Raw genomic sequence first — 14629 nt, 5'->3', positions numbered from 1 at the left:
ATGGGAGAAAAAATGTTAGGAATTATTAATGCAACGGGAAGTTTTCCTTCCTTAAAGAAAGTAACAGGGCATCGTTCATTAGCGGCGTTACCATTTGGGGGCCGTTATCGACTCATTGATTTCATGCTTTCAAATATGGTGAATTCTAATATTCATAGTGTAGCGGTTTTTACAAGTCATAAAAACCGTTCACTAATGGACCATGTTGGTTCAGGAAAACAGTGGGATTTAGATAGAAAAAGAGACGGACTGTTTTTATTCCCGCCAAATTGCCAATGTGACCAAGATGAATTTGGGTCTTTTGCACATTTTAGAAGACATATTGATTATTTTTTAAGAGCTAGAGAAGAATACGTTGTTATTACGAATAGCCATCTCGTAACAGCATTAAATTTTCAAGCGGTGTTAGAGCGACATATACATACGGCAGCTGATATTACTGAAGTTTGCCATGAAGGGGTTTCGCTTCAAACATACGTGTTAAAGAAACAATTATTGTTAGATTTATTTGAGACATATAAAGATGTGGAGCAATACAGTTTATTTGATGTAGTGAGAGAAAAGCGCGGAAAATCACTGCATATTGCTACGTATGAGCATACAGGATATGTAGCTATTATTGATTCGATTGAAAGTTACTATAAACATAGCTTAGAAATTTTGCAACCTGCTATTTGGAAGCAATTATTTAAGAAAGAAGCACCGATCTTTACGAAAGTAAAAGATGAACCACCAACTCGTTACCTGAAGGGTGCAGCCGTGAAAAATACAATGATTGCAAACGGCAGTATTATTGAAGGAGAAGTAGAAAATAGTGTTATCTCCCGTTCTGTTAAAATTGGAAAAGGTTCAATTGTTCGTAATAGCATTATTATGCAAAAGAGCAAAATTGGAGATAACTGTATAATAGACGGTGTTATTATTGATAAAGACGTGAAAATTGGTGACGGTGTAGTACTAAAAGGAAACGCCGATGAGCCATATGTTGTAGAAAAAGGAAGCATTCAAAACAGTACGATTAATAGTTATTCTTAAAAGAATCAGTGGGGGGGTTTCCTCCACTGATTAAAGCATTCATTCAAATGAAAACTCGAAGGGAGGAAGCTGCAAGGGAAGTCGTATAAGCTTTTCGTGCAGTGGGACAACAAGTGAATATTTTATTTGCAGTATCAGAATGTGTACCATTTGTTAAATCGGGAGGATTAGCTGATGTAGCAGGTGCGCTCCCAAAAGAGCTGAAAAAATTAGGTGTGGACGTTCGCATTATACTTCCAAATTATAGTCTTATTCCGCAAAAATTAAGGGATGGATGTACGTTACATAAAGTAATTAACGTCCCGCTTGGGTGGAGAAATCAATATTGCGGAATTTTAAAAGGTGAGCAAGACGGGATTACGTATTACTTAATAGATAATGAATATTATTTTAAGAGAGATTCTCTATATGGTCATTATGATGACGGAGAGCGTTTTTCTTATTTTTCAAAAGCAGTTTTAGAGTGTATTCCGCATCTTGATTTCGAAGTGGATGTTCTCCATAGCCACGATTGGCATACAGCTATGGTGAATTTCTTACTACGTGAAAAGTATCAAGATAATCCATTATATGAGCATATTAAAACGGTGTATACGATTCATAACTTGCAGTTCCAAGGTGTATTTCCTCCTGAAGTGATGTACGACTTGTTAGAACTTGGTGATGAATATTTTCATAGTGAGCAGCTAGAGTTTTATGGAAATGTGAACTTTATGAAGGGCGGAATTATCGCTTCTGATCAAATTACAGCGGTTAGCCCGACATACAAAGAGGAAATTCAATATGAGTTTTTCGGTGAGAAGTTAGATGGGTTGTTACGAAAAAATAATGGTAAGCTTAGCGGCATCGTAAATGGAATTGATACGAGCGTATATAATCCAGAAACAGATTCGTATATTACTGCTCAGTATGATGCAGAGTCATTAGAGGAAAAGAATGAAAATAAAAGCGCCTTGCAGCGTTATTTTGGTTTGCCAGAAAAAGAAGATACACCAATTATTTCGATGGTAACGAGATTAACGAAGCAAAAAGGTCTTGATTTAGTACGTACTGTATTCCGCGAAATAATGGAGGAAGATGTGCAATGTATTATTTTAGGATCAGGTGATTCTGAATATGAACAATTCTTTGAGTGGATGGCATACGAGTATCCTGAGAAGGTAAAAGTGTATATCGGATTTAATGAAGAACTAGCCCATCAAGTGTATGCGGGAAGTGATTTATTCTTAATGCCATCACTATTTGAACCGTGTGGACTTGGACAACTTATCGCATTAGCGTACGGTACAATTCCGATTGTAAGAGAGACAGGCGGATTAAATGATACTGTACAATCTTATGACGAAGAAACTGGAGAAGGAAATGGTTTTAGTTTCACGAACTTTAATGCGCATGACATGTTGCACACGGTTCTTCGTGCGATTGAATTTTATCATGATAAACCGGTATGGGAGCAGCTTGTAAAACAAGCGATGACTGAAGATTATAGCTGGGAGAAATCAGCTCTTGCCTATAAGAAATTGTATAAAAGTCTCATGGAATAACATGTAGGTGGTGAAGAAATGTTTACTCATGTTGAAAGTTTCAAATCAGCTTTTCTAGAAAAGTTAGAGACGATGTATGGTAAAAGTTTTAAAGACTCTACAACTCGTGATCAATACAATACGCTTGGGTACATGGTACGTGAGTATATGAATAGTCAATGGATTGCAACGAACGAAAGTTATCGGTCTGGAGAGCAAAAGCAAATGTATTACTTATCCATTGAGTTTTTACTTGGGCGTTTGCTTGGAAGTAACATATTAAATTTAGGCATCAGGGATGTATGTGAGCAAGGACTTTCTGAGCTTGGGATTTCTTTACAACAGTTAGAAGAGGTGGAAGCAGATGCAGGTCTTGGAAATGGTGGACTTGGACGATTAGCAGCCTGTTTCCTTGATTCACTTGCATCTTTAAACTTACCAGGTCATGGCTGTGGAATTCGTTACAAACACGGTTTATTTGATCAAAAAATTGTTGATGGTTATCAAGTTGAATTTCCAGAGCAGTGGCTTCTTCATGAAAACGTATGGGAAGTAAGAAGGCATGATCAAGCTGTAGAAGTAAGTTATTTCGGCAATGTTGAACCGCTATACATTGATGGGCGTTTAGAGTTCAGGCATACGAATGCAGAAGTGATTATGGCAGTACCATATGACGTTCCAGTAGTAGGTTACGAGACGAGTACTGTAAATACACTCAGACTTTGGAATGCTGAACCAGTTCCTTTCCCGCAAAATTGCAAAGATATTTTGAAATATAAGCGTGAAACAGAGGCGGTATCGGAGTTTTTATATCCAGATGATACGCATGATGAGGGGAAAATACTTCGTTTGAAGCAACAATATTTCCTCGTATCAGCAAGCTTGCAAAATATCGTTCGTTTGCATAGAGAAAGATATGGTGACCTTCGTCAATTACATGAGAAAATTGCGATTCATATTAATGATACACATCCAGTTTTGGCGATTCCAGAACTAATGCGTATTTTATTAGATGAAGAAAAACTAGCATGGGAAGAAGCTTGGCATATAACATCGCAAACGATTTCTTATACAAATCATACGACGTTATCAGAAGCGCTTGAGAAGTGGCCAATTCACATTTTTAAACCGTTATTACCGAGAATTTATATGATTATTGAAGAGATTAATGAACGTTTCTGTCATGAACTTTGGGAACGTTATCCATATGAATGGCATCGTATTGAAGAGATGGCGATTATTGCGCATGATCTTGTGAAAATGGCTCATTTAGCAATTGTCGGTAGCCATAGCGTAAATGGTGTAGCAAAAATTCATACGGAAATTTTAAAGCAACGTGAAATGCGACTGTTTTATGAGTTTTATCCAGATAAGTTTAATAATAAAACGAATGGAATCGCTCATAGACGTTGGTTAATGAAGGCGAATCCGCAGCTGACGAACCTTATTTCAGAGGCGATTGGAACAGAGTGGAAGAAAGAACCAATTAAGCTTCAAGCGCTGCAAACAGTTCAATACGATGCGAGTTTCCAAGAGAAATTTGCAGAGGTAAAACAAGAGCGTAAAGAGATTTTAGCGGAGCGTATTTATAATAAAATGGGGATTACAATTGATCCTAATTCTATTTTTGATGTGCAAGTAAAAAGACTACATGCTTACAAACGACAACTATTAAACGTTCTTCATATTTTATATTTGTATAACCGTTTGAAAGAGGATGCTAGTTTTACATTTTATCCGCGTACGTTTATCTTTGGAGCGAAAGCATCACCTGGCTATTACTATGCGAAAAAAATTATTAAATTAATCAATGAACTCGCAAGGAAAGTGAATAATGATCCGTATGTGAGTCAATATATGAAAGTTATCTTTCTAGAAAACTATCGAGTGTCTTTAGCGGAAGATATATTCCCAGCTGCGGATGTGAGTGAGCAGATTTCAACTGCGAGTAAAGAAGCATCAGGAACAGGGAATATGAAATTTATGATGAATGGTGCGATTACACTCGGAACGTTAGACGGAGCTAATGTTGAAATAAAAGACCGGGTCGGTGATGATAACTGTTTCATTTTTGGCCTAACAGCGGAAGAGGTTCTTCATTACTATCAAAATGGTGGATATCGTGCAAGTGATTATTATCACCACAATATGCATATTAAAAAAGTAGTAGATCAGTTAACGAATGGTTTCTTTGCACATTCGGGAGCTGAATTTGAAGCGATTTATGATTCTCTCGTAATTCAAAATGATGAATACTTCGTTCTGCGGGATTTTGGTCCATATGCGGAAAGGCAAGAAGCTGTTGGTAGAGCGTATGAAAACCGAACGAAGTGGTTAGAAATGTCGATTTTAAATATTGCACAGTCTGGTCATTTTGCGAGTGATCGAACGATTTTACAGTATAGTAATGAGATTTGGAGTATTGGTAATGCGGTTACACAGTATTAAGTGAAAGTCCCTTTTGAAGGGACTTTTATTCATGGAGATAAAGTGTAAAAATGAATAATACGTATAGGGACGCGCTAAAGTGTATTCACTTTTAAAAGAGGAATATAATCACTTGAAAAACCGAGCTTAATCTCATTAAGCTCGGTTTTCTTTTTTTGCTTAAGAAAGAAATGGGATGGCGGTATATATGATACCTGTTCCATCGTATTCTCCTGTCGCAAAGTATGAAAATGTAAAGAAACCTGTAAACGAAAAAATTACAATGAGAAAAAGTGCAAAGATAAATTTTAGCATGTAAGGTCCCCTCATCCAAAAATAACTTCATATATTATTATAGTATAAGGATATAGAGTTTCCAATCATTACCTGGTTAAAAATGAGAAGTCAGACATGTTTTGTATGTTGTCATGGCATGATTATTTGTAATGGATTTTGTGTTTTTTGTAAAAGTCATATTGTGATGAACGTGTGCATATTCCCAGTCTTGGTCATTAAAATGGACATTACGCGGAGGGAGAAGAGGAACGACATCAAATAGATTAACGAAGCGAAAGCTACTAGCTACTTGTAGTTTATAATAATTGCGAAATGCAATATCGCCCACTTTGGGGGAGGCAAATGTATAAAGACCGTACTGTGCGAAGGCGGTGTTGATACGCGCATCTAGTATATGTAGTGTAGCGAGCGCGCCGCCTAAGCTATGACCTGTTGCAAGAAGTTTTTTATGGGCTGGTAATGATACGAGCATATCCATAATAGAATCTCGGCAAGATTCATAAATAGAAAGAAAGCCGTTATGGACATTTCCGCTATTTAAAGCATATGGATATGGTTTTTGATTGACGAGTGAATCGATAATCCATTCGGTATCTGTTTGTGTCCCGCGAAAAGCTACGATAATCGTATCCTCAGATTCTAGTATGAATCCAAACCAATCTGTCGTTTGAATGGTTTTTCCTTGAAAGCCTTGTACATATTGAAAACCATCTGGTATTTCGAAAATCCCATTTTGTTTATATTGTTCATACGTTAACTCACAACAAGAAGCTAACAATATGGCGGTATCTTTATCGAAGGATAAAGGAGTACGCATTAAGGAAGCCCTCCTTAAGAAAAGGTATAGTTCAATATATGCAGTGAGGGACTTGATTCATTCTTTTGGAGGGGGCAAATAGTTTGTATCGCGTATTTAAATTAGTGGATGAAATTATAGTGACTTATGGACGAATCATGCCAAAATAAAACAGCACCCCCATAAGGGCACTGTTTACTCTTTTCCATCTAATAAACGTCCAAGTCCGCCTAAAACGCTGCCTTCACCGCTGTTTTGAGCTGCTGGGCTTGTAAGGCGTGCTGCTAAACGGCTAAGTGTTAAGGACTGAATCCAAACCGTTCCAGGACCTTCTAACGTTGCGAAGAATAAACCTTCGCCGCCAAATAGAGCTGTTTTTACTTTTCCAACGAACTCGATATCGTAGTTAACGTCTTTTGTCATGGCAACGAGACAACCTGTATCGATGCGAAGTCTTTCGCCAGGTTTTAATTCACGCTTATATACAGTTCCTCCTGCATGCATGAAAGCGAGTCCATCACCTTCAAGTTTCTGCATGATGAAACCTTCACCACCGAAGAAACCAGTTCCAATTTTTTTCGTAAACTCAATTCCGATAGAAACGCCCTTTGCTGCACAAAGAAACGCGTCTTTTTGACAAACGACTTTCCCTTGATATTGTGTTAAATCAACAGGGATGATTTTTCCTGGATAAGGAGCGGCGAATGATACGTGGCGCTTGCCATGACCTGTATTTGTAAAGACAGTCATAAACATACTTTCACCTGTAACAAGACGCTTACCAGCGCCCATTAATTTACCGAATAGACCACTAGATGGGCCAGAACCATCACCGAAAATGGTTTCCATTTCGATATGATCTTCCATCATCATCATTGCGCCAGCCTCTGCGATAACGCTTTCTTCTGGATCTAATTCAATTTCAACAAACTGCATATCATCGCCATATAATTTATACTCGATTTCATGTGCTTGCATTTTTTCACCTCATCATATGTAGTAATTATATTGTACAGAAATCAAAGGAATTAGAATACTGTAGATTTGTTAATTTTTGAATAAAAATAGAATGAAAATTTAAGGTTATACTAGGATTATAAAAAACGATGGATTGAAAGTGTTCTCATTTGACGTTTTTGACATAGCATGATATAGTGAAAGAACTATTGAGCTACATAATGTGGTACGGAAATAAAGCACGTTGTATTAAAGGCTGTAAGCTTGTTATACATTCATGTCCTTTATATCCACCTTTTCATGTGGATTCATAGTTTCATTTTTATTTAGGAGGTACATGACATGCAAACAGGTAAAGTTAAATGGTTTAACGGCGAAAAAGGTTTTGGCTTCATCGAAGTTGAAGGCGGAGAAGACGTATTCGTACATTTCTCAGCTATCCAAGGCGACGGCTTCAAAACTTTAGAAGAAGGTCAAGAAGTTTCTTTCGAAATCGTTGAAGGAAACCGCGGACCACAAGCAGCTAACGTTACAAAAAACTAATTAGCTAGCGATAAAAAGCATTCCGAATTTCGGAATGCTTTTTTTATTCTTTGGAGCTAGATTCATTTGAAGATAACTCGCCTTTGAAAGTACGCTCTTCAAAGTCATCAAGCATTTGTTCATACTCTTCATGTTCTTCTGTGGCGAAAACTTGAGGATTTTTGCCATACATGTCTGTTCCTATAAAATTTTCGAAATCCTCTACATACCCAACATTTTCTTCACTATTTACGTACATGCCATTATAGTTTTTGGAATCCTGTCTTTCTAAATCGGACGGTGTTTCTGATGTCCCATAATTTGCGACATCTTGCCATGCATCTTCAGCATCGTATTCTACAGAATGATCTTCGTCGTGCTTGTGAAAAGAAGGAGCCAACACCTCTTCTTCAACTGGTCGCGTGTTCATATTTAATTTATTTGTCGTGTGCTGAATACATGTTGTAGCGGTTGGCATTGCCTCTAGTCTTTCAAACGGAATTTCTTCGCCAGATACTTCGCAAATTCCATACGTACCTGCTTCAATTTTTTGCAGGGCATGTTTCGTATCTTCTAGCTGCTTATGCCAAAATTCGATGAGCCCGAAATCTTTCTCACGTTCGTACAATTCTGTAGCCATATCACCTGGATGATTGTCATAGCTAGATAATTCTCCAACAGAATCGCGTTCAGAAGCACGATCTGTATTCTCATGAGTTTGTATTGTTTGTTCAACTTCTTGCTGTTGTTTTTCTAAAATAGATTTAAATTGATTTATTTGTTGTGGAGTTAACATAGTCGTCCACCTTCCTACAATTCAGTTTCTTTACATAGTATGAGCGTCGAGAGGAGGAATTATGAGCTGAAATTGGTATATGAAAAAAGAGCTGCATAAGCAGCTCCTTTTAGAGGAAATATCCAAGCAATAATCCGATTCCCATGAGGAGACCGAAGATTGTATTTGTTTTCGCTGTTGCAATCATCGCAGGTACCATTTCCATTGGAATGCTTTTACCAACAAAGCCTTTCGTCGCTTTCAATGCTTTCGGTGCACTTAAAAATACGATAAGCATCCACGGTGATACGATGCTCACGATAATTAGAGCGATTGTCCAAATATAAGAAACGATGAACATAGAAGCGAGTACACCAACGGCTCTTTCACGTCCAACGAGAATTGCTAATGTTTTACGACCGTTTTCTTTATCGCCATCTAAGTCACGAATGTTATTAGCTAGTAAAATGGCACCAATTAAAATGGAGCTTGGAATAGATAATAAAATGACTTCTGATGTTACAGTTCCAGTTTGAATAAAGAATGAAATCCCAATAATAATAACACCCATAAATAATCCGGCTGTTAACTCTCCAAATGGTGTATAGGCAATTGGAAGTGGGCCGCCTGTATAAAGGTAGGCAACGGCCATACAAACAAGACCGATTGCAGCAAGCCACCAGCTAGAATTCATACAAATATAAACACCTAATAGTATTGCGATCCCAAAAAATCCAAATGCTAAGTTAAGCACCGTTTTCGGCTGAATGCCATCGCGAACGATAGCGCCGCCGATACCAACTGATCCTTCGTGATCGAGTCCTCTTTTATAATCAAAGTATTCATTAAACATGTTTGTTGCTGCTTGAATGAGAAGACAAGCGAGAAGCATCATAAGAAAAAGAGGGAGATGTATTTGATTTATACCTCCGACCTGCATCGCATAGGCTGTTCCGATGAAAACAGGAACGAAAGCTGCTGTTAATGTATGGGGACGTAGTAAACTCCACCAAATGCGCCAGCCTGTTTGCTTACTTGGCTTTGGCGCCGTAGGAGAGGAATTCGTTTCGACGTTCATTTCCATGTTGAATCCTCCTTTGGTCACATATTGTACACAACTAAGTGTAGAAAAAGCATCATTTAGTGTCAACGTTTATTTTCTAGGAGGAGAAGGTGAATTTCTCAGAAATGCTAAACGTTGACAGGCCTTTCGTTTGAGGTGTATCTTAAAATCAAGCGTAATTATGACTATTTTTCGCCCATAGGGGGGAGACAATTGTGATTCAAACGAAACAAATAGGCTTGCAAGAAGTTTTGAGTGCAGCCATTAAGCGTGCAACTGATGAAAAAATATTAGTGAGCTTCGTAAAACAAATAGACTGGATGGATCCGCTTCTGTTTTATGCAGCAGGAAAAAGGATTGCATTCGAAAATAGATGTTATTTTGCAGACCCAGCTCAGCATGTAATATTTGCTGGAATTGGCTCTGTTTTCACTATAGCAACTTCTTCTCACAAACGCTTTCAAACGGCTCGTGACGAGTGGGATAAAGTAAAAGAGAAAGCATTTGTACAAAGAGAAAGATACGAATTTGGAACAGGTCCTCTTTTATTTGGTGGATTTTCATTTGACCGAGAAAAAGAGAAAACCGACTTATGGAAAGAATTTGATGATACGACATTTTCACTACCAGCATTTTTATTAACTGTAAAAAATGAAAAAGCATGGTTAACAATGAATACATTCGTTTCAGCAACTGATTGTGCAGAAACTCTTTATAACGAAATTGTTTCTTTAGAAGAGAAAATTTTTGGGGAGAGTAAATGTGCACTAGAAGGACCGAAATTAACAGTTACTTCTAAAGTAGAAGTAGATCCGAAAGGCTGGATGAAGGCCATTGAGAAAGTGCAAGATGAGATGAAGCAGGGGAACGTGCAGAAGGTTGTATTAGCAAGGGAGCTAAAAGTAGAAATGAATCATCATATTGATTCTGCTCTTGTTTTAGAAGCGCTTCGCATTGGGCAACCAGATTGTTACGTATTTTCTTTTGATTATAAAGGAGCATGCTTCTTAGGAGCGACGCCAGAGAGATTAATTCGCAAAGAAGATGAGAAGTTTACGTCGATGTGTCTTGCTGGTTCAACTGGTCATGGTCAATCTATAGAAGAAAGTAAACGAAATAGTAATGCGCTTCTTCATGATGAAAAGAATTTAGCTGAACACGGTTATGTTGTGAACATGATTCGAGGAGTACTAAATGAGCACTGCGAATCCGTTAATATTCCGGAAAGTCCGGGCTTATTAACAACGAAAAACTTAATTCATTTATATACGCCTGTAGAGGCAAAAGGCGATGCGAGTCTTTTGACAATGGTAGAAGAATTACACCCAACACCAGCTCTTGGCGGGACACCTCGTTTGGAAGCGATGAAACTGATTCGTGATGTTGAATTGTTAGACAGAGGGTTATATGGTGCACCGATTGGCTGGATAGATGATGAAGGAAATGGTGAATTTGCGGTTGCACTTCGCTGCGGATTATTAAATGGCGCAAAAGCATCCTTATTTGCCGGGTGCGGGATTGTAATTGATTCAGTACCGCAACTTGAATATGAAGAAACAAGCTTGAAGTTTAGACCGATGCTTGGTGCTTTGGAGGAATTAATGAAATGAACAATCATATAGAAGCATTATCATATTATTTAGGCGCGTTCGTGGATGAACTGACGCGTCTAAATGTATGTGATGTTGTCATTAGTCCAGGCTCACGGTCAACACCGATTGCTCTACTAATGGAACAACATGAAGGAATGAACACATATTTACATGTAGATGAAAGATCAGCGGGATTTTTTGCACTCGGTATCGCAAAAGCAAAAAAACGCCCTGTTGCATTATTATGTACGTCAGGAACGGCAGCAGCGAACTACTATCCAGCTGTATGTGAAGCTTTTCATTCACGAGTGCCGCTTATCGTCTTAACGGCAGATAGACCGCATGAATTAAGAGATGTTGGTGCACCACAAGCGATGAATCAATTCAATTTATACGGTACATTTGTGAAGCAATTTACAGAGATGGCACTTCCAGAAGCGAGTGAAGCGATGTATCATTATGCTCGCATGACGACGCAGCGCACGATAGCAAGCGCACTTTTAGCGCCGCAAGGACCTGTTCATCTTAATTTTCCAGTTCGCGAGCCGCTTATCCCAGATTTCTCATTAAAAAGTTTATGGGATAAAGGACGCGGGGAATATACAGGAGTAGTTCAGCAAGGGAACGTGATGATGCCGAGTGAATATGTAGATTCTCTTGTAGGGCGCCTTTCACATATGGAAAAGGGGCTTATTATTTGTGGAGATGATAGTCATTCAGAAATCGCAGCGTTTGCGGCAGAACTAGCTGAAAAAACGGGATATCCAATATTAGCGGATCCACTTTCTAACATTCGTAGCGGACATCACGATAAAACGATGATAATCGACTGTTACGATACATTTCTACGAAATGAATTGTTAAAAGAAACGTGGAAGCCAGAAGTTATAATTCGCTTTGGTGGTATGCCTGTTTCGAAAGCATTAACGCAGTTCATTAAAAAACAGACGAAAGCCATTCATATCGTTGTTGAAGAATCTGGCCAATGGAGAGACCCAGCTCTCGTTGCGACAGAAGTTGTACAGGCAAGTGATATTGCATTTTGCAGTGCACTAATAGAAAAAATGCCAGTTATGAAAAAGAATGATTGGTTCGGAATGTGGAAACATATAAACGAAAAAACGAAGGAAACGCTTCGTGAAATGGAAACATATGAAACGGCATTTGAAGGGAAAGTCATTACGGATATCGTCCGCGTATTACCAGAAGGGGCAACGTTATTTGCAAGTAATAGTATGCCAATTCGTGATACAGATTCATTCTTCTTCACATCGGATAAAAATATTCAAGTGATGGCAAACCGCGGTGTAAATGGGATTGACGGAATCATTTCGACAGCTTTAGGAGCGAGCATTATTTGCGATCCGCTCGTATTAGTGATCGGTGATTTATCATTTTATCACGATTTAAACGGATTATTAGCCGCAAAATTACATGAATTAAATATAACAATTGTCGTTGTAAATAATGACGGTGGTGGTATTTTTTCATTCTTACCACAGTATGAGAAAAAGGAACATTTCGAATCATTATTTGGAACGCCAATTGGACTTGATTACGAGCATGTTGTTAAAATGTACGGCGGTTCATTTAGCCGTGTAAACGGCTGGGAGCAGTTCCGAGAAGAGGTACAAAAAGGAACGACGACAGACGGTTTACACGTTGTGGAAATTTGTACGAATCGTGATGAAAACTTAACATTACACCGTACATTATGGGCAAAAGCGATGGACGTAATTACTACATCGTTGCAAGGTGAATCAAAATGAAAGTAACATTGCAAGGTGTATCGTATGAATATGAAGTAGTCGGAAGCGGGGAACCACTTCTACTTCTTCATGGTTTTACGGGAAGCATAGAAACGTGGCGTCCTTTTATCTCTTCATGGAGTGAGCAGTTTCAAGTTATTGTAGTGGATCTTGTTGGACACGGAAAAACGGAAAGTCCTGAAGATGTGACTCATTATGATATTCGAAATGTAGCATTGCAAATGAAAGAACTACTAGATTACCTTCATATTGAAAAAGCGCACATACTCGGCTATTCAATGGGCGGTAGACTGGCGATTACGATGGCATGTCTATATCCAGAGTATGTACATTCTCTTTTATTAGAAAATTGTACAGCTGGGCTTGAAAGTGAAGAGGCTAGAAAAGAACGCTGTGAAAAAGATGAGCGACTTGCCGATAAAATTGAGCGAGAAGGCATCAATAGTTTTGTAACGATGTGGGAAAATATTCCGCTGTTTGAAACGCAAAAACGTTTAGCACAAAACGTACAAGAAGCAGTGCGAAAAGAAAGACTTGCTAACAATCCAAAAGGAATTGCAAATAGCTTGCGCGGCATGGGAACAGGGGCTCAGCCTTCATGGTGGAACGAGCTGCAAAACTTAAAAATACCTGTTCTTTTAATGAATGGGGAGCATGATGAAAAGTTCTTTCGCATATTAAAAAACATCGAAAAATGCGTCTCTGACGCGAAATTTGTCAAAATTGATGGTGCTGGCCATGCAATTCATGTGGAACAACCGGAAAAGTTTGATACAATAGTAAAGGGATTTCTAAAAACTATGCAGTGATGCTTTTTCATCTAAGAAGGAAGCTACACTTATAGAGGAGATCAGAAATATACAAGGAGGTAGTTGTAATGGCTATTGAATGGGTAAAAGAAGGCAATTACGAAGATATTATTTATTCAACATACAATGGTATCGCAAAGATTTCGATTAACCGTCCTGAAGTACATAACGCATTCCGTCCTAAAACGGTAATGGAGTTAATCAACGCTTTTGCACACGCTCGTGATGATGCAAATGTTGGCGTTATCATTTTAACAGGTGAAGGTGGACGTGCATTCTGTTCTGGCGGCGACCAAAAAGTTCGCGGTCATGGTGGATATGTAGGTGACGACCAAATCCCTCGTTTAAACGTATTAGACCTACAACGTCTAATTCGCGCAATTCCTAAACCAGTTATCGCAATGGTAGCAGGTTATGCAATCGGTGGTGGACACGTACTTCATATCGTATGTGACTTAACAATCGCTGCAGACAACGCTGTATTCGGACAAACAGGTCCTAAAGTAGGAAGCTTTGACGGTGGATACGGAGCTGGTTACTTAGCTCGTATGGTAGGTCATAAGAAAGCTCGCGAAATTTGGTACCTATGCCGTCAATACAGCGCACAGGAAGCGCTTGATATGGGCTTAGTAAACACAGTAGTACCATTAGAAGAGCTTGAAGCAGAAACAGTACAATGGGCACAAGAAATCTTAGCAAACAGCCCAATGGCACTTCGTTTCCTAAAAGCTGCATTCAACGCAGACACAGACGGTCTAGCTGGTATTCAACAACTAGCTGGAGATGCAACGTTATTGTACTACACAACTGACGAAGCAAAAGAAGGTCGCGACGCGTTCAAAGAAAAACGCAGTCCGGACTTCGGTCAATTCCCTCGTTTCCCGTGATTAAAAGCGGAAGCGGCTCGTTTAGAATGTGAGGGCGTTGGAACTCCTGACGTAGAGGCGCTTTTTGCCTCGTAGGAAGGCGTGAAACGACCGACTGTTCTAGCCGCTGTAGCTAGATGTTTTAAAAGCGAAGCCGACTGCTTAGCCCCGTTGGCTAAGGTTCTTTCGCACAGAAAG

At 38.9% G+C, this 14629-nt stretch carries 13 protein-coding genes; 8 read left to right on the top strand and 5 right to left on the bottom strand.

Annotated elements, in window-relative coordinates; genetic code table 11:
• The 3 genes from glgD (at position 1) to glgP (ending at position 5006) form a co-directional block, all read left to right on the top strand.
• Complete coding sequence (gene glgD / locus DN392_RS00695; protein WP_000504142.1) at positions 1-1035, top strand: glucose-1-phosphate adenylyltransferase subunit GlgD; 1035 nt, start codon at positions 1-3, stop codon at positions 1033-1035.
• A gap of 113 nt (positions 1036-1148) precedes the next feature.
• Positions 1149-2579, top strand: coding sequence for a glycogen synthase GlgA (glgA, locus tag DN392_RS00690; RefSeq protein WP_002107519.1), 1431 nt, complete (start codon positions 1149-1151; stop codon positions 2577-2579).
• A gap of 18 nt (positions 2580-2597) precedes the next feature.
• Entirely contained in the window at positions 2598-5006 is a 2409-nt protein-coding gene (gene glgP / locus DN392_RS00685) for a glycogen phosphorylase (RefSeq protein WP_000494074.1), read from the top strand.
• Between the two features lie 159 nt (positions 5007-5165).
• On the opposite strand, the gene DN392_RS30645 is transcribed toward glgP, so the two are convergent.
• From DN392_RS30645 to DN392_RS00675, 3 genes are all read right to left on the bottom strand, one after another.
• Complete coding sequence (locus tag DN392_RS30645) at positions 5166-5300, bottom strand: hypothetical protein (RefSeq protein WP_000911067.1); 135 nt, start codon at positions 5298-5300, stop codon at positions 5166-5168.
• 76 nt (positions 5301-5376) lie between these two features.
• Entirely contained in the window at positions 5377-6099 is a 723-nt protein-coding gene (locus DN392_RS00680; RefSeq protein WP_001260117.1) for a lipase family protein, read from the bottom strand.
• Positions 6100-6273: 174 nt separating this feature from the next.
• Entirely contained in the window at positions 6274-7056 is a 783-nt protein-coding gene (locus tag DN392_RS00675) for a TIGR00266 family protein (RefSeq protein ID WP_001147830.1), read from the bottom strand.
• A 321-nt stretch (positions 7057-7377) separates the two neighbouring features.
• On the opposite strand from DN392_RS00675, the gene cspD reads away from it, so the two are divergent.
• Complete coding sequence (gene cspD / locus DN392_RS00670) at positions 7378-7578, top strand: cold-shock protein CspD (protein ID WP_001193052.1); 201 nt, start codon at positions 7378-7380, stop codon at positions 7576-7578.
• Positions 7579-7621: 43 nt separating this feature from the next.
• Here cspD and DN392_RS00665 read toward each other — a convergent pair whose 3' ends face one another.
• Positions 7622-8353 (bottom strand): yteA family sporulation protein, encoded by a 732-nt coding sequence (locus DN392_RS00665; RefSeq protein ID WP_000957360.1) that lies wholly within the window; start codon positions 8351-8353, stop codon positions 7622-7624.
• 109 nt (positions 8354-8462) lie between these two features.
• Entirely contained in the window at positions 8463-9416 is a 954-nt protein-coding gene (locus tag DN392_RS00660) for a 1,4-dihydroxy-2-naphthoate polyprenyltransferase (RefSeq protein ID WP_064056403.1), read from the bottom strand.
• 194 nt (positions 9417-9610) lie between these two features.
• Here DN392_RS00660 and DN392_RS00655 point away from each other — a divergent pair, with 194 nt between their 5' ends.
• From DN392_RS00655 to menB, 4 genes are all read left to right on the top strand, one after another.
• The gene (locus tag DN392_RS00655; protein ID WP_088321319.1) at positions 9611-11005 is read left to right on the top strand and encodes an isochorismate synthase; all 1395 of its coding nucleotides are present in this window, start codon (positions 9611-9613) and stop codon (positions 11003-11005) included.
• Complete coding sequence (gene menD / locus DN392_RS00650) at positions 11002-12756, top strand: 2-succinyl-5-enolpyruvyl-6-hydroxy-3-cyclohexene-1-carboxylic-acid synthase (protein ID WP_064056402.1); 1755 nt, start codon at positions 11002-11004, stop codon at positions 12754-12756. Before DN392_RS00655 ends, menD begins: the two co-directional genes overlap by 4 nt.
• Complete coding sequence (gene menH, locus DN392_RS00645; RefSeq protein WP_000869206.1) at positions 12753-13565, top strand: 2-succinyl-6-hydroxy-2,4-cyclohexadiene-1-carboxylate synthase; 813 nt, start codon at positions 12753-12755, stop codon at positions 13563-13565. The genes menD and menH overlap by 4 nt, the downstream gene beginning before the upstream one ends.
• Positions 13566-13633: 68 nt before the next feature.
• Positions 13634-14452: a 1,4-dihydroxy-2-naphthoyl-CoA synthase gene (gene menB, locus DN392_RS00640; RefSeq protein WP_000963888.1), complete on the top strand. Its 819-nt coding sequence runs from the start codon at positions 13634-13636 to the stop codon at positions 14450-14452.
• Positions 14453-14629: the final 177 nt, after the last annotated feature.

The sequence above is a fragment of the Bacillus sp. BB51/4 genome (assembly GCF_008368845.1).
Classification (GTDB): Bacteria; Bacillota; Bacilli; order Bacillales; family Bacillaceae_G; genus Bacillus_A; species Bacillus_A wiedmannii.
This window is presented reverse-complemented; position numbering and strand designations above follow the sequence as displayed.